Origin of the sequence: Leucobacter allii (assembly GCF_022919155.1) — a bacterium.
GTDB classification, from domain to species: Bacteria; Actinomycetota; Actinomycetes; order Actinomycetales; family Microbacteriaceae; genus Leucobacter; species Leucobacter allii.
On record NZ_CP095045.1, the window covers coordinates 2,653,530 to 2,668,839 of the forward strand.

15 protein-coding genes are annotated in these 15,310 nt (G+C 73.0%); 3 read left to right on the top strand and 12 right to left on the bottom strand.

From position 1 onward, the window contains the following. The first annotated feature begins 170 nt into the window (after window positions 1-170). Window positions 171-1,010: an enoyl-CoA hydratase-related protein gene (locus MUN78_RS12300; protein ID WP_244726776.1), complete on the top strand. Its 840-nt coding sequence runs from the start codon at window positions 171-173 to the stop codon at window positions 1,008-1,010. Window positions 1,011-1,088: 78 nt separating this feature from the next. Then, window positions 1,089-1,826 carry an IclR family transcriptional regulator gene (locus MUN78_RS12305; protein ID WP_244726778.1) on the top strand — a complete coding sequence of 246 codons (738 nt, stop codon included), beginning with the start codon at window positions 1,089-1,091 and terminating at the stop codon, window positions 1,824-1,826. Between the two features lie 4 nt (window positions 1,827-1,830). Here the strand turns inward: MUN78_RS12305 and MUN78_RS12310 are convergent, their stop codons facing one another. From MUN78_RS12310 to MUN78_RS12360, 12 genes are all read right to left on the bottom strand, one after another. Next, window positions 1,831-3,534: an LpqB family beta-propeller domain-containing protein gene (locus MUN78_RS12310; protein WP_244726780.1), complete on the bottom strand. Its 1,704-nt coding sequence runs from the start codon at window positions 3,532-3,534 to the stop codon at window positions 1,831-1,833. Next, entirely contained in the window at window positions 3,531-3,656 is a 126-nt protein-coding gene (locus tag MUN78_RS16705; protein ID WP_255821008.1) for a hypothetical protein, read from the bottom strand. The genes MUN78_RS12310 and MUN78_RS16705 overlap by 4 nt, the downstream gene beginning before the upstream one ends. After that, complete coding sequence (mtrB, locus tag MUN78_RS12315) at window positions 3,653-5,230, bottom strand: MtrAB system histidine kinase MtrB (protein ID WP_244726782.1); 1,578 nt, start codon at window positions 5,228-5,230, stop codon at window positions 3,653-3,655. The genes MUN78_RS16705 and mtrB overlap by 4 nt, the downstream gene beginning before the upstream one ends. A gap of 9 nt (window positions 5,231-5,239) precedes the next feature. Further along, the gene (gene mtrA / locus MUN78_RS12320) at window positions 5,240-5,923 is read right to left on the bottom strand and encodes an MtrAB system response regulator MtrA (RefSeq protein WP_244726784.1); all 684 of its coding nucleotides are present in this window, start codon (window positions 5,921-5,923) and stop codon (window positions 5,240-5,242) included. Between the two features lie 102 nt (window positions 5,924-6,025). Next, window positions 6,026-6,466, bottom strand: a complete 441-nt coding sequence (locus MUN78_RS12325; RefSeq protein WP_244690270.1) for a metallopeptidase family protein — start codon at window positions 6,464-6,466, stop codon at window positions 6,026-6,028. Between the two features lie 60 nt (window positions 6,467-6,526). After that, window positions 6,527-7,924 (bottom strand): DUF5719 family protein, encoded by a 1,398-nt coding sequence (locus MUN78_RS12330; RefSeq protein ID WP_244726786.1) that lies wholly within the window; start codon window positions 7,922-7,924, stop codon window positions 6,527-6,529. Further along, window positions 7,921-10,935, bottom strand: coding sequence for a glycosyltransferase family 2 protein (locus MUN78_RS12335; RefSeq protein ID WP_244726787.1), 3,015 nt, complete (start codon window positions 10,933-10,935; stop codon window positions 7,921-7,923). The genes MUN78_RS12330 and MUN78_RS12335 overlap by 4 nt, the downstream gene beginning before the upstream one ends. 76 nt (window positions 10,936-11,011) lie before the next feature. Then, window positions 11,012-11,326: a WhiB family transcriptional regulator gene (locus MUN78_RS12340; protein WP_244690275.1), complete on the bottom strand. Its 315-nt coding sequence runs from the start codon at window positions 11,324-11,326 to the stop codon at window positions 11,012-11,014. Window positions 11,327-11,499: 173 nt separating this feature from the next. Continuing rightward, window positions 11,500-11,856 carry a hypothetical protein gene (locus tag MUN78_RS12345; protein WP_244726789.1) on the bottom strand — a complete coding sequence of 119 codons (357 nt, stop codon included), beginning with the start codon at window positions 11,854-11,856 and terminating at the stop codon, window positions 11,500-11,502. Further along, window positions 11,853-12,830 (bottom strand): tRNA pseudouridine(55) synthase TruB, encoded by a 978-nt coding sequence (gene truB / locus MUN78_RS12350; protein WP_244726791.1) that lies wholly within the window; start codon window positions 12,828-12,830, stop codon window positions 11,853-11,855. The genes MUN78_RS12345 and truB overlap by 4 nt, the downstream gene beginning before the upstream one ends. 18 nt (window positions 12,831-12,848) lie before the next feature. Continuing rightward, on the bottom strand, window positions 12,849-13,472 hold the full coding sequence (locus MUN78_RS12355; protein ID WP_244726793.1) for a response regulator: 624 nt from the start codon (window positions 13,470-13,472) through the stop codon (window positions 12,849-12,851). Next, window positions 13,469-14,674, bottom strand: coding sequence for a sensor histidine kinase (locus MUN78_RS12360; protein ID WP_244726794.1), 1,206 nt, complete (start codon window positions 14,672-14,674; stop codon window positions 13,469-13,471). Before MUN78_RS12360 ends, MUN78_RS12355 begins: the two co-directional genes overlap by 4 nt. Window positions 14,675-14,775: 101 nt before the next feature. Here MUN78_RS12360 and MUN78_RS12365 point away from each other — a divergent pair, with 101 nt between their 5' ends. Beyond that, entirely contained in the window at window positions 14,776-15,285 is a 510-nt protein-coding gene (locus tag MUN78_RS12365) for a DUF2871 family protein (protein ID WP_244726796.1), read from the top strand. Window positions 15,286-15,310: the final 25 nt, after the last annotated feature.

Below are 15,310 nucleotides of genomic sequence, written 5' to 3' on the forward strand. Positions count from 1 at the left end.
GGTTGCTGCACGTCACTCGATTCCATCTGACAGAAACATTTCCTGTTTTGTGGAACTAGCAGTTAGTATTCACGAGAACCGCAGCGAAGGCAAGGTTCAGTTCTGCTCAATAAAACGACTTTCCATTGAATAGAATCAATGGAGCGAATGATGCACGCACCGGGAGAACCATGAACGCTCAGTCAGACACCGCCTGGACCGCGCAGGGCGACTTCACCGACATCAGCTACCGGACCACCTCCGACGGGATCGCGCTCATCACGATCGAGCGCCCGGAGAAGCGCAATGCCTTCAGGCCGCTGACGAGCGCCGAGCTCGCCCACGCGTTCGCGCGGGCGAGGCACGATCGGAACGTGCGCGTCGTGCTGCTGACCGGCCGCGGAGACGCGGCCTTCTGCGCCGGAGCCGATCTCTCGGTCCGCGCCGGGGACCGTGCTGGAACGGATTGGCCTGAACATCTCAGCCCCGCGAGCGTCTCCGACGTCCAGCTGGCGATTCGGAGAATCGAGAAGCCCGTCATCGCACTGGTCTCGGGATTCGCCATCGGCGGCGGCCAGGTACTCCATCAGGTCTGCGATCTCTCGATCGCCGCCGAGCACGCCCAGTTCGGACAGGTCGGGCCGCGCGTCGGCAGCTTCGACGGCGGCTATGGGATCAATCTGCTCGCGAAGCAGATCGGGCACAAGCGCGCCAAGGAGATCTGGTTCCTCTGCCGTCGCTATACCGCCCGGAACGCCCTGGAGTGGGGCCTGGTCAACGCGGTCGTTCCCGCGGAGGAGCTCCTGGATACCGGCGTCGCCTGGGCCCGCGAACTCCTGCAGATGTCCCCCGCCGCGCTGCGTCTGCTCAAATCGAGCGTCAATGCCGAGGAGGACGGACTCGCCGGCGTCGCGCAGCTCGCGGACGACAGCTGTCAGCTCTACTACGGCACGAGCGAGGCCGCGGAGGGTGCTGCGGCCTTCCTCGAGCGCCGCGCCCCGGATTTCACGGGCGTGCACGCCTTCGACTGAGCACCGCCTCCGAACACGGTAGTCTTCGAACACCACGTCACCCCGAGGAGAAGCATGGCACGTGAGGATTCCCGAGGGATGCTCGAACGCGGACTCGTCATTCTCGGTGCGCTCGGCGAGCATCCAGACGGCATGGTACTCACAGACATCGTGAAGGCCACCGGTCTCCCCGTCAGCACCACACACCGGCTCTTGAACATCGTCGTGACCACGGGTTTCGCCGCCTTCGACTCGGCGACCAAGCGCTACACCTTGGGCGTGAGGATCTTCGAGCTCGCCAGCCGGGTGCGCTCCGTGCAGACGATCTCGCAGATCGCCCGCCCGCTCATGCGCGAACTCGCCGATCTGACGGGAGAGACCATCCAGCTCGCAGTGCTCGCGGACGGGAGCGCCATGTTTCTGGAAAAGGTCGGGGCCGACCGCTCGATCACCATTCGAGGGACCGTCGGCCAACGCGAGCCGCTCTGGGCGACGTCCACGGGCAAAGTGCTGCTCGCGGCACTGGAACCGGAGGAACTGGCGACGACGCTCGCGGGCCTCGAACTCAGGGCATACACGGAGCACACCATCACCTCGCGCGAGCGGTTGCTCGAAACGATCGCTCAGGTCGCCGAGCAGGACTGGGCGCTGACCGACGAGGAGTACGATCGCGACGTGCGCGCCATCGCCGTGCCGGTCAGGAATTCCGATGACCGCGTGGCCGCGGCACTGTGCATCGCCGGACCGAAGTATCGTCTCGATGTCGGCACCCTGGAAGGCTGGCTGCCCGAGCTCCGAGAGACGGCCCATCGGATCGGCGTGCAGCTGGCCCCCTGAGCCCCTAGCCGCGCTTCGCGAGCACCTCGATCCCGCCGTCGACCCGCTGCCAGCCGCTGTTCTGCGCGGCGAAGAGCGCCCCGTCCGCACCGAGCACACGGATCTGCGAGCGCGCGCCGCCGCCGGTCACCCGCGCGCCGCCCTGCACGGCGCCGAGCTCGCTCGGGAACTGGCCGAGCGCGCAGGAGCTCACCCGCACGGTGCTGCCCTCGGCCGTGAGCACGACCACTCCGCGCTGACCGGTCCAGTCGAGGTCGACCGGGGTTCCCTCGGCCCAGAGCACCGTGTCGGCCTCGGCGCTCGTCCCCGTCGGGCGCCCCTCGTCGTCGCGGACGACCGCCGCGACGAGCACCTGGCTGTCCGCGTCGCTCGTCACGAGCGCCGCGATCCGCGCGCCGTCGGGCGACACGCGCACGGCGACGGGCGTGCGCCCCGCGAGCCAGGGGGCCGGCACACTCGTGACCGTGCCGTCCCTGGCGGTGAGCTGCAGCGTCTGCGGCGCCGTCGCCTGCACGGTCCAGACGAAGCCCAGGCGGTCGAAGGCGGGGGCGAGCAGCTCGCGGCGCGGATCGATGAGCACGCTGTTCTCGTCGTCGAGCAGGGTCGCGCCCTCGGGCCCGAGCACGGCAGCCGCGCTCTCGTCGAGGGCGAGCGTGATCGCGCTCGGCTCGTACTCCGCGATCGTCTCGGCGTAGCCGGAGAGTTCGGTGAACTCTCCCGAGACGAGCGTGCCGAAGCGCCCGTCGGTGAGCACCGCCGGGTTCGACACCTCGCTCACGGTCGCGGGGGCAGAGCTCGCGCCGCCTGGCGTGTCGCGGACCTCGGTGCCCTCCACGAGCAGCTCGAAGCCCGTGACCCCCGCCACCGACTGCAGACTCGTCGCCAGCTGCTGGCGCACCTCCGCCATCGCGGGCGCTCCGGCCTCGAGGAGCTCCGCCGTGAGATCGATCCGCGCGCGGCCGTCCACGATCGGCACCGAGCTCGACACGAGCGCGGTGCCCGCGGGGAAGCCGCTGTGCACCGCCTCCCGCATGCGCTCGCCGGGGCCGTCCAGCAGTGCTCCCACGATCTCGGTCGCGAGCGAGGACCGGGCGAGGTACCAGCGGGTCTCGGGCACGAGCACATTGCCCGCGCCGACGAAGTAGAGCTGCTGCGGCGTCCAGATCTCCTGGAACTTCGTGCTGTCCAGGATGATCCCCGCGGGGGCCGAGGAGATGCGCCACTCGCCCCCGACGCGCTCAAACTCGAACCGGAGCTCGGTCTCCGGACCGGGCCCCACGGGAAGCAGCACCCCGTCGGCGTCGACCTTCGCGGTCGCGGACAGCGACATCACGCCGGCCGCGGCGCCGTCGGCCGTGTAGCTCCGGCTGCCGTCGTCGACGAGCACGCCGTAGGACGGATCCCACTGCGCGGCGTACTCGGGCACGAGGAACTCGCGTGCGACCGCGTAGTCGTCGGTGGGCGAGATCGCCGCGACCACGAAGGCGCGCGCGATGTCCTCCTGGCTCGCCCCGGCGACGGGACCATCGGCGTTGTAGCGGATCGAGGCCTGCTCGACGCGCTCCAGATCCTTCAGCCCCGTCTGCACCGATCCCGCGCCGGGGATCGAGGTGCAGCCGGCCAGCAGCAGGGCGAGCACCGCCCCGGTCGCCGCAGCCAGCCGCCTGCCCGTTCGGGCACCGCGCCCGCCCTGCACCTTCGCGCTCATCGCCGCTTCTCCTTCCGGATGCGCCGCCCCGGTCGCCGCAGCCAGCCGCCCGTCTTCTCGACCTCGCTCGCGGCTTCCACGTCGTCCGGCACGAGCGGCAGCGGCGAGAGGTAGCTCGTCACGCCGTCCCCGCGCGGCAGCGTGAGACGGAAGTTGGAGCCCTCCCGAGCGCCGACCACGCCTCGAGGATCCCGCCGTGCACCGCGGCGTCCTCCTGCGCGATCGCGAGCCCGAGGCCGGTGCCGCCGAGCGTGCGCGTGCGCGAGGGGTCCGCCCGCCAGAAGCGGTCGAAGACGTGCTCGAGGTCGGCGGCGGACATGCCGATCCCCCAGTCGCGCACCGAGACCGCGACGGCCTGCGCGTTCGAGTCGATCGCGACGACGATGGGCTTCCCCTCGCCGTGCTCGATCGCGTTGCCCACGAGATTCGAGACGATGCGCCGGATCCGCCGCGCATCGACCTCGACGGGGGCGTAGCCTCCGAGTGCGCGGACCTCGATGAGCCCGGCGGAGAGCGGCTGCAGCCCCTCCACGACGTCGTGGGCGAGCGCGACGAGATTGGTGGCATCCGTCTCGAGCGTGACCCTGCCCGCGTCGTAGCGGGAGATCTCGAGGAGGTCGGCGAGCAGCGACTCGAAGCGCTCGATCTGATCGCCCAGCACCTCGACCGCCCGCTGCTGCCCGGGTTCGAGGCCGTCCGCGCCGCCCTGCAGCACCTCCCCCACCAGGCGGATCGTCGTGAGGGGCGTGCGCAGCTCGTGGGAGACGTCCGAGACGAAGCGCTGCTGCATCTCGGAGAGCTCGTCGAGCTCGCGGATGCGCGCCTGAAGGGTGTCCGCCATGTCGTTGAAGCCGTCGGAGAGCACGTCGAAGTGCTCGTCGTTCTGCCGCGGCATGCGCGCGTCAGCCACACCGGACGCGAGCAGCCGGCTCGCGTCGGCCGCGGCCCGGATGGGACGGAAGACGATGCGCGTCATGATCCATACGAGGATGCCGATGAACGCCATCATCGCCGCCGCGGTGATGAGCAGGGTGCGCTGGATGAAGCTCAGCGTGTCCTGGGTGTCGGCGAGGTCGTAGCCGATGTAGAGGTCGTAGGTGCCCGCGCCGCCGGGGAACTCGAGGGTGGAGGCGACCACGATGCCCGGGGAGAGCGTGCCGTCGGCGGCCGTGAAGGTGACCGACTGCCAGTGCTGGGGATCGGGAGACGCCGCGAGGGTGCGGGCCAGTTCGGGGCTCACGGCCTCGGGCAGCATGTCGTCCGTCGTCGAGGAGGGCGGTGCCTCAGGGAATGCGGTCTGCCCCGGCTGACGCCTGAGGTACACCATCTGGCTCGCCGAGGTGTCCTGCACCGTGCGGCGCACCGTGGCCGCGAGGGTCGACAGCGCGCCGCGGTCGCTCGCGTCCGAGGCGTCGATCCACCGCTGCGCCGCCAGCGTGGCCCGCGCGGAGTCCTCGAGCGCCTGGTCGCGACGGGAGGAGTACAGGTCGTCCGTCACGCTCGTGAGCAGGAACAGTCCGGCGACGAGGATGATGCAGCCCGTCACGAGGCCCGTGATCGTCATCGTGCGGAGCATCAGCGAGCGCCGCCAGCGCGCCCGGAACGGTCCGAGCACCGGCGCCGTCGCGCGCGCCCAGCGCAGGCGGAGACGGCGCAGCGCCGCGGAGGCGCGCGAGCGGCCGCCGGAGGGCTTCATGCGCGCGTCCTACTCGACGGGGACGCCCGCGCGGTACCCGACGCCGCGCACCGTCGTGACGATCGTCGGGTGATCCGGATCCTGCTCGATCTTCGCCCGCAGGCGCTGCACGTGCACGTTCACGAGACGCGTGTCGGCCTTGTACTGGTACCCCCAGACCTTCTCGAGCAGGATCTCCCGGGTGAAGACCTGCTGGGGCTTGCGCGCCAGGATCACGAGGAGGTCGAACTCGAGCGGCGTCAGCGGGATCGTCTGGGTGCCGCGGCGCACCTCGTGCGCCGCGACGTCGATCGTGAGGTCGCCGATGCGCAGCGTCTCGCTCGCGTCCTGCTGGGGCTCGCGCAGGCGCGCGCGGATGCGGGCGATGAGCTCGGCCGGGTTGAAGGGCTTCACGATGTAGTCGTCGGCGCCGGCTTCGAGCCCGCGCACCACGTCGCGGGTGTCCGTGCGCGCGGTGAGCATGATGATCGGCACGCCGGACTCGGCGCGGATGCGCTCGCACACCTCGATGCCGTCGAGACCCGGCAGCATGACGTCGAGCAGCACGAGGTCGGGACGCATCTCGCGGAACCTCTCGACGGCTTCGGCTCCGTCCGCCGAGTACTCCGTGGAGAACCCCTCGGCCTGGATCACCATGGCGAGCATCTCGGCCAGGGCCCTGTCATCGTCAACCACCAAGATGCGAGCGCTCATGTGACCCATTATGGACGCAATTCAGGAGATCCCCAGCGAGGCGCCACGGTGTCCTCCGCACTCTCCCAGGATCCGCCGAGGGATGCGTTCCCGCTCGCGCGCTCAGTAGTGGTCGAAGCGGCCGGGCAGCAGGTCCCAGGGCTCCCGCCCGAGGTACTCGCAGACGGCGAGGTAGACGCAGTGCTCCACGAAGTAGCGCCGGTGCTCCTCGTCGTTGACGTGCAGACCGCGGGCTCGCTGGATCGGCATGCGGAACAGCACAATGCTGCGCGCGCGCCGGTCGACGGCGTAGAGGAGCGGGAAGCGGCTGTCCCCCGCACCGCTCGGCGCGGTCTGGAAGCCGATCCGCACGCCGCGGAGCTCGTCGGGGAAGTGCGACTGCAGCACCTCGACGGCGCCGCGCGCATCCGCTTCGAAGCGGGGGAAGCGGCCGGCGGGGTCGGGCAGACTCGCGCCCGTGACCGAGGAGCGGATCGGCCGCCGCCCGTGCCGCCTCGGGACGGGGCGTGCGACGCGCTTGGATCTGCGCTCTCGACCGAACATGCCTCCCAGTCTACGGCGCGGGCGGGCCCCGCCGGCGCCCGGGCGGCGTGAGCCGACGGGCTACCGGGTGTAGACCGTCAGCTCGCCGTCGCGCGGGTCGGGTGCGAGGATCGGGTAGCCGGCGAGATCGCCGCCCGTGAGGTAGCGCACGCCCGCGTGCACGGGGGCCGAGCTCGTGAGGACGGCATCGGCCGGTGCGGAGGCGAGTACCGACGCTCCGGCGGGGACGTCGACCGTGCGCGTCTTGCCGTTGCCCGAGGCCGACGCGATCGTCACCTCCGCCGCCTCGTCTCCGGGGTTCGCGAGGACGAGCCGCCCGCCGCCGACGACCGGGGCGGCCGTCGGCGTGTCGGCGGGAATGCGGTTCGCCGGCGTGAACCATTCGTTGTCGGTCTCGTCGTCCTCGCTGGCCGTCCCCTGGACGGCGGCGAGCACGGGGACGTCCGCGTCGACGATCACCGTCGTGGCGCCCTTCGGCCACGTGGTGATCTGCAGTTCTCCGACGACCCCCGGCGCGAGATCGATGGCGCCGAGCTCGGTGCTCGCGCCCTCGCGGTCGATGGCGCGCACGGTCGCGACGCCCCCGGCCTCGCCGGGCGCGAGCGCGCGCACGACCACCGGGATCTCGTCGCCCTCCCCGGAGTCACTGGGGCCGTGCACGTGGTCGCTGACGTTCGCGATGCCCGGGATCACGAGCCGGGTCTCGGGCTCCGCCTGCCGGTTCACCGTCGAGACGGCCCACGGCTCGATGCCCGAGGTCTGCCCGACCCCCAGGCTCGCGGTCACCGGGGCGCCTGTGCTCTCCACCCGCACGGCGAGCCGCTCGCGATCGGGCGCGTAGCCGTTGAGCGAGACGATCTGCTCGCTGCCCGGCGCCACGAGCACGCCGCTCATGCGGTCGTCGACGACCTCGCCGTTCTCGTCGTACACCGTGAGCTGCACGGTCGCGGGCACGGTGCCCGCGTTGCCCAGGCTGAGCGTCGTGGAGATGCCGAGCGTCGAAGCGCCGCCGAGGAGCCACTGCTCGTTGAGCGGCTCGGCGCAGGAGCTCGCGACCGCGCCGCGCAGCGTCTCGGTCGACACCTGCTGGAGCTGCGCCGCTCCGATCGGCTCCGCGGCCGGTGCCGAGAAGACCGCGGGGAGGCCGTCGCCGCCCTCGGGCCGCGCGAGGGCGGCGCTCTCCGAGGCCGTGCCCGAGAGCGCGACGGCCGGTGCACCGGTCGGGACGGCGACGTTCGCACGCGCGGCGTCCCCGCCGAGTTCGGCGAAGGCTCCCGCGCACACGAGCGTGCGCTGGGTGTTCTGCGTGGTGTCGACGGCGAGGGCGGGCGGCTCCGTCGCGACCGCGGGCAGCGTCGCGCTGCCGATCAGCGCCACGGCCGCGGCGCTCACGGCCACCACGGCGAGGCCCGTGACGGCGCGGGCGCCGCCGCGGAGGATGCGGGATCGTTCGCTCATGCGCGGTCTCCGTCCGTCGGGTCTGCGGGCTTCGCATCGGCGGGCTCCGCATCTGCAGGCTCCGCGTCGACAGGCGGAGTCGGGCTGTCGGCCCGGCCCTCGCTCGGCGCGTCCGTCGCTGCTGCCGGCTCGGCGGCCGCGGGCGCCGCCGCGGCGCCCGCATCGGGCGCGGTCGGGGCCCCGGGCCGCTCCGCCGCCGCGCCGCCGCGCTTCCGCCGGCGCGCGGGGCGCCGACGCCGCTCGGGCCGCCAGGTGACCTCCCCCGTCGGCAGGGCGAGCAGCAGCACGGCCAGCAGCACCACGAGCTGGATCGCCCAGATCGTCGCGCCCGTCACCGAGGTGCCGTCGAGGCGGGCGCCCGCGTCGCCCTGCCCCGCGTCGGACTCGGGCTCGACGACGCGCCACAGCAGCCCCTGATCCGTGAGCCCGGCGCTCGCGAGCGCCGCGTGCTGGTCGAAGACCCGCTGCAGCGCCGCGTGCTCGGCGTCGCTCCCCGGCCCGTCCCCGTCGCCTTCCGCGAGCAGCACGAAGGCGATCCGCTCCGTCCGCAGCGCGTCGCGCATGTCCGTTCCGCCCACGCTCGCGAGCCCACCGACGAGCTCGGCGAGCGTGCGGTCCTCCGCGGTCTCCTCAGGCGGGCTCGACGCCGTCCGGATCCGATCCAGCCGCAGCCCGGCGCCCGTGACCAGCTCGGCGCGCACGCTGTGCGAATCCTCCGGCGTGACGACGAGCGTGCGGACCCCGGGATCGAGTTCGCCCGCGGCCTGGACGAGCGCGGGCATCTGCGCCGCGCCCTGCTGGAAGCCGGTCCGGCCGAGCAGCAGCTGGGAGCCCACCGGCACGACCGCGACGAGCGCGGCGACGAGCGCGACCGACACGACGGGCGCCGCGGCCCGTCGCAGCGTCCCCGCGCCCACCGCGGCGAGGCCGAGCACCGCGATCCAGTACACCGCGAGGCCCGAACCGGTCCACAGCGCGATGCTCTCGTCCCCGACCACCGAGAGGCGCAGCTGGGCGGCGCCGATGGCGGTGAGCATGCCGAGCCCGCCGAGCAGCGCGTGCAGCAGCGTCACCGCCACGCGTCCGGTGAACAGCCCGAGCAGGGCGAGCAGCGCGATCGGGAGCATGAGCACGCCGACGAGCAGCGTCGCGGGCGGTCCGCCGAGGCCGATGGTCTCGAGGATCCCGTCCCAGCCGAACAGCCCGAACTCGGGGAAGCCGAGCAGCAGGTGCCAGGTCGTGCCCGGTGCGTACGCCTCGACGATGCCGGGATCGAGCAGCAGGTCGAGGGGGCGCCCCGAGAGGATGCCCGTGACGATCTTCGGCGCGAAGAGCACGAGCGGCACGAGCGCCGTGGTGAGCACGCGCGCGGCGCCGCGGAGCGTGGTGAACAAGCCGACCACGAGCAGCACGACGGCGGCGGGGATCAGGACGGGGGCGGCCGCGAGCGCGGCCCCCGCGAGCAGCGACGCCGTTCCCGCCCAGCTCCACGATTCGCGGCAGCGCGTCGCTGCGAGCAGCAGCCAGGGCAGCACGATCACGAGCACCAGCGTCGGCAGGCTGCCGGCGGCCAGCGAGCCGAGCAGCATCGGGCTGAGGGCGAAGCCGATCCCGACGAGGGCCCGACCCGCCTTCGACTCCGTGAGCTGGGCGCCCCACATCCATCCGCCGAGCGCGGTGAGCGGGATCGCGGCGATCATGAGCAGCACGACGGCGTGCGAGGGGTTCCAGAAGGTGAGCGTGCCCAGCAGCGCGAGCACCCAGGTGAAGGGGTCGGCCGGCACGCCGTCGAGCGGGCGCGTGTTCCACCACAGCTGATCGATGGAGCTGAGGGGGGCCAGGCCGCCGCCGAACGCGCTCGTCATCGGGAACGCCCACCACAGCAGCGCGACCGCCGCGATCGCGGCCCCGCCGAGCACCGCGAGGCCGCCCGAGGAGATGAAGTGGACCTCGCGACGCTGCCTGCCGGTGGAGGCGAGGATGGCCTCGCGGTCGATCATGCGCGCGGTGCGCACGCTCTTGGGGTCGATGCGCAGCGATCGCAGGCCCGCCCAGCCCGCGGAGGAGTGCGCGGCGATCCGGCGGCGGGAGGCGAGGATCGCGTGCGGCCGGAGGAACACGGTCATGGCCGCCGCGAACTCGCCGATCATGTGCCCGGGCTGCTCGCGGACGAGCGCCCACAGCACGCGGAGCACGCCGTACAGCGGCAGACCCAGCCATTCGAGGCCCGCGACGACGGCGGGCGCGTACGCGATCCTGCGGTGGAGGTGCGCGGTGCGCGCCTGACGGTGCGCCGTGCGCATCACCGCGCGGCGGCGATCGATGCGGGGGCCCGCGACGCCGCTCTGCGCGAACCGCACGCGCGAGGCCGGCGAGACCTCGACGCGATGGCCCGCGAGGCGCGCGCGCACGCAGAAGTCCAGGCCGTCGTCGTACACGGGGAGCGCCGGGTCGAAGCCGCCCAGCTCGTCCCAGACGTCGCGGCGCACGAGCATGCCGACGGGTCCCACGCCGAGCACGTCCTGCATGTGGTCGTACTGCTGCTGGTCGAGCTCCTGACGGCGAAGGGTCCACCGTGCGCCGTAGCGCGTGAGGCTCTGGCCGAGTTCGATGATGCGGTCGGGGCGGTCCCAGTCGACGAGCTTCGGCCCGGCGACCGCGACCGAGGGGGCGCGCTGCACGCTGCTCACGATGCGCTCGAGCGCCTCCGGCTCGGGGCACGCATCCTCGCTGAGGAGCCAGATCCACTCCTGCGCCCCGTCGTCCGCCGCCTCCGGGAGCGCCGCGACGCCCTGCGCCACGGCCTGGCCGAAGGAGACGCGCGCGGGCACGCCGACGACCCGATCGACGGCGGCGCCCAGCAACTGCTCCGAGAGCCCGTCGGGGCCGCCGTTGTTCACGGCGACGACGGTTTCGGGCGCGAACGTCTGAGCCGCGAGTCCGGCGATGGTCTGGTCGAGCCACTCCCCGCCCCGTTGGGCGACCAGGATGGCGGTTACTCTCGTGCGCATATCGCGCTCAGTCTAGGCACGAAAGGAAGCGCGGAGCTGGAGCCATGCCGTGACGGCGGGGCTTCCGGGAGCCGTGCTACATGGCCTCCCGGCGGAGCTTCCGACGCTCGCGCTCGGAGAGGCCGCCCCAGATGCCGAAGCGCTCGTCGTTCTCGAGGGCGTACTCCAGGCACTCGGAGCGCACCTCGCAGCTCTCGCAGATGCGCTTCGCCTCGCGGGTCGATCCGCCCTTCTCCGGGAAGAAGGCCTCGGGATCGGTCTGCGCGCACAGGGCGTCCGTCTGCCATCCCAGCGCCTCGTCATCGTCGCTGCGCACCCCGGGCACGCCCAGGAAGACGGGGTCGACGAACCAGTTCGCGGGTACCGGGGTGTTCGGCGTCTCGTCCAGCATGCCGCTCCTTTCCCGAAGGTCCCGCGGAGACGGATGTCCCGCGCCTGAATGACACCACTAATTACACCGGTGTGATTCCCTCAAGTCAAGCCGAGGAGTCTAAACCCTCAAGAACCGCTTGAGGGTGCCCGACACGCTCGCGTGTCGCAAATGTGCCCGCCGGGCCGCCGCGCTCATCCCCAGATCACGAGCATCCGGTACGTCATCACCGCCACCGCGAAGTGCACGACCGCGAGCACCACGGTCGCCCAACGGGTGCGGTCCACGAGCGCCCAGAAGCCGGCGCCGAGCGGCAGCAGGAAGGCCACGACGAGGTACATCCAGAATTCGAGCGGGTCGCCCGCCGCGGGATTCCCCGCCAGCGGCGCGACGATCGCCACGATGATCTGCACGAACAGCAGCAGGGCGACGAGCGCGGTCGCGCCCATGGTGTAGTCGTCGGGCGCGCGGCCCCGCGCGCCCGCGACGAGGCAGAGCACGGCCGCGGCGAGCGCGACCGCGATGAGCGCGACGGCGAACCAGAGGATCACGCGCCGGCCCCCGCCCCGGCATCGGGCGTCGGGAAGTTCGTGACGACCCGGCTGCGCCCGCCGTGCACCTCCACGAGACCCACGAGCGCTCCGTCCGGCGCCACGGCGGCGGCGAGCGCCGCGTCCGCGACGCCGTCGAGCTCGAGCCGCTTCCCGTGCCCGAGATCGACGCTCTGCGCCGGGGTGAGCGCGAGCACGGGGAACAGGGCGGCGGCGATCTCCGCCGGGCGCAGCAGCGTCAGGTTCCGGCCCTCGGCGAGCTCCTCCATCGTCGTCGCCCCCGCCACGGAGAACGGCCCGACATCCGTCCGCCGCAGCGCCGTGAGATGCCCGCCGACGCCGAGCGCGGCGCCGAGATCCCGAGCGAGGGCCCGCACGTAGGTGCCGGAGGAGCAGCGCACGGTGGCGTCGATGTCGAGCATCGGGGCGCCGTCCTCCGCACGGGCAGCGCGCGGCGCGCCGATGTCGAAGGCGTGGATGCGGACGGGCCGGCGGCGCAGTTCGACGTGCTCCCCGGCGCGCACCCGGTCGTAGGCGCGGCGGCCGTCCACCTTGATCGCGCTCACGGCGCTCGGCGCCTGTTCGATGTCCCCCGTGAGCCCCGCGACCGCGGCGGCGATGCGCTCGGGCGCGGCGGCGAGCGCCGCCACGGCATCCGCCCGGGCCACGGCGGTCCGTTCGCCCTCGCGATCGTCGGTGAGCGTGGACGCTCCGAGCCGGATGGTGGTCGTGTACGTCTTGTCGAGCCCGACGAGGTGCGTCAGCAGGCGCGTCGCGGGCCCGGCTCCGAGCACGAGCAGCCCCGTCGCCATGGGGTCGAGCGTTCCGGCGTGGCCGACCTTGCGGGTGCCGAGCGCGCGGCGGGATCGCGCGACCGCATCGTGGCTCGTCCACCCCTCGGCCTTGTCGATGAGGATGATCGCTCCCTGGGGGTGCGCGTGCAGGATTCCCGCGTCCGGTTGCTCGTTCGCCACCCGTCCAGCCTACCGGCGTCAGTCGAGCAGGCCCCGGTCGCGGGCGAGGGCGACCGCCCGCGACCGGCTGCCCGCCCCGAGCTTCGCGAGCACGTGGGCGACGTGGGTCTTCACCGTGGCCTCCGAGAGGAAGAGCGCCCGGGCGATCTCCCGATTCGAGGCGCCCTCGGCGAGCCGGGCGAGCACCTCGCGTTCGCGTCCGGTGAGCGGTGTCGCGGGCGCCGCGCCGCACGCGCTCACGCGGGCCAGCACGCCGGGCGCGAGCACCGTGCGACCCGCCGCGGCATCCGCGATCCCGGCGAGGATCGTCGCCGTCGGGGCGTCCTTCATGAGGTAGCCGGCAGCGCCGGCCTCGATGGCGCGCAGGATGTCGGCGTCTCGATCGAAGGTGGTGAGGATCAGTACTTCAGGAGCGCCCTCCGCGGCGCGGATGCGGGCCGTCGTCTCGATCCCGTCGATCCCGGCACCGAGGCGCAGGTCGCAGAGCACCACGTCGGGCCGCAGCAGACCCGCCGCCGTCACCGCCTCCTCGCCGCTCGCGGCCTCGCCCACCACGCGGGCGTCCGGCGCGGCGTCGAGCACCGCGCGGAGCCCCGCCCGCACGATCGGGTGGTCGTCGACCAGCAGCACCGTCGTGCTCACGCCGCACCGCCGAGTCTCAGCCACGCCGAGAGGGCCGTCCCCTCCCCGGGCTCGCTCTCCACCTCGAGCCCGCCGCCCAGTTCGCGCAGCCTCGCCCGCGCCTCCCGCAGACCCACCGAGACGCCGCGGCTCCCGGCCTCCCACTCGGGCACCGAGAACCCCCGCCCGTCGTCGACGATGTCCAGCCGCACCTCGTCCCCGAGCTCGCGCAGCTCGATCCCGACCCGGCTCGCCCCCGCGTGCGCGCGTACGTTCGCAAGGCCCGTCTGCAGCGTGCGCAGCAGCGCCACCTCGAAGGCCGTGCCGAGCGGACGCACCGCGTCGGCCTCGAACGTCGCCGCGATCCCGCTCTCCTCGGCGAAGCCGTCGACCAGACGGGCGAGCCCCTCCGTGAGCGCCTGGGATTCGAGTTCGACGGGCAGCAGCGCCCGCACGATGCGCCTGGCGTCCTCCGCACCGCGACGGGCGATCGCATCGATGCGGCCGAGCGCCTCGTCCGCGCGGCCGCCGCCCTCGGTCTCCGCCGCGCTCCGCAGCTCCGCGCCTGCGCCCCGGGCGAGCAGGGTGATCGACGAGAACTCCTGCGCGATGGTGTCGTGGATGTCGCGCGCGATCCGGGTCCGCTCCTCGCTCGCGCCGGCCTCCCGCTGCACGCGGCCCAGCTCGGCCTGCAGTTCCTCGGTCTCGCGCCGTGCCGCGACGAGCGAGGCGATCAGGCGCCGGTGCTCGGCGTCGTCGGCGAGCAGCATCGTGTACGCCCGCGCGATCCCCCAGGCGAAGGCGCCCCCGATGACGGGTCCCAGCACCTCGGCGACCGTGATCCCGCCGCGCTGCACCCAGGGCGCCGCCACCGCAGCCGCGACGACCACGGCCCCGAAGAGGGCGCCGGCCGCACCCCGCAGCACGTGGCCGCCGACGAGGAGCAGCGGGAACGACACCCACACGAACTCCGGCGAGATCACCAGCGCGAGCAGCCACACCGCGGCGAGCACCAGCGGCCAGCCGCGCATCGCCGAACCGCTCGCCCATCGGCCGGCCGCGAAGACCCCGAGCAGCGCCGCGGCGGCGAGCGCGGCGCCCCACAGCGGCGTGCCCGACTGCACCGCGCGCACCGCCGACACCGCGACGAGCACGACGAGGATCGCGTGGAGTCCGAGCCGGGCCACGCGGAGCATGCGGCGGTGGTCTGCTGGGTGCGGCACACCTCGATTCTGGGGGTTCGGGCGCGCGACCGCGAGCGGCGACCGCGAATCTCACCATTTCGGCCGATGCGCGCGCGTGCGGCGCCCGAGAGGGTGGAGGAGTGAAGACACCACTGCATCATCTGCTCGTATCCGCGTTCGTCTACGCCGGTCTCGGCGTCGCCTCCGGCCTGTTCTACCGGGAGTTCACCCAGCTCAACGGGTTCCCCGAAGGCGAGTTCACCCAACTCGGCCTCGCCCACACCCACCTGCTCGCGCTCGGCTTCTTCCCGTTCCTCATCCTGCTCGGATTGGAGCGCCTGTTCGCCCTCTCCCGCTTCCGGAGGCGGTTCCGCTGGTTCCTGGGTCTCTACCACGCCGGCGTGATCCTCACCTCCGCGATGCTGATCGTGCACGGCGTGCTCACGGTGCTCGGCCTCGAGTCGTCGAAGATGATCGCGGGCGTCGCCGGCCTCGGGCACATCGCGATCACGGCGGCCATCATCGTCCTCTTCTTCACGCTCCGCTCGGCCATCGCGCCGGCCGCCCCCGCGCCGGCCGTCCCCGCGGCGGCCGCGGATCCCGCGGCAGCCGCGGATCCCGCGAACGCTGGGGCGCCCGCGCGACCCTGAGCCCCGGGAAACTAGACTGGACCGA

Coding starts and splice junctions, on each gene's coding strand:
- MUN78_RS12305 (WP_244726778.1), top strand. CDS start 1,089: ATGCTCGAACGCGGACTCGTCATTCTCGGTGCGCTCGGCGAGCATCCA.
- MUN78_RS12335 (WP_244726787.1), bottom strand. CDS start 10,935: ATGCGCACGAGAGTAACCGCCATCCTGGTCGCCCAACGGGGCGGGGAG.
- mtrA (WP_244726784.1), bottom strand. CDS start 5,923: ATGAGCGCTCGCATCTTGGTGGTTGACGATGACAGGGCCCTGGCCGAG.
- MUN78_RS12340 (WP_244690275.1), bottom strand. CDS start 11,326: ATGCTGGACGAGACGCCGAACACCCCGGTACCCGCGAACTGGTTCGTC.
- MUN78_RS12310 (WP_244726780.1), bottom strand. CDS start 3,534: ATGAGCGCGAAGGTGCAGGGCGGGCGCGGTGCCCGAACGGGCAGGCGG.
- mtrB (WP_244726782.1), bottom strand. CDS start 5,230: ATGAAGCCCTCCGGCGGCCGCTCGCGCGCCTCCGCGGCGCTGCGCCGT.
- MUN78_RS12300 (WP_244726776.1), top strand. CDS start 171: ATGAACGCTCAGTCAGACACCGCCTGGACCGCGCAGGGCGACTTCACC.
- MUN78_RS12325 (WP_244690270.1), bottom strand. CDS start 6,466: ATGTTCGGTCGAGAGCGCAGATCCAAGCGCGTCGCACGCCCCGTCCCG.
- MUN78_RS12330 (WP_244726786.1), bottom strand. CDS start 7,924: ATGAGCGAACGATCCCGCATCCTCCGCGGCGGCGCCCGCGCCGTCACG.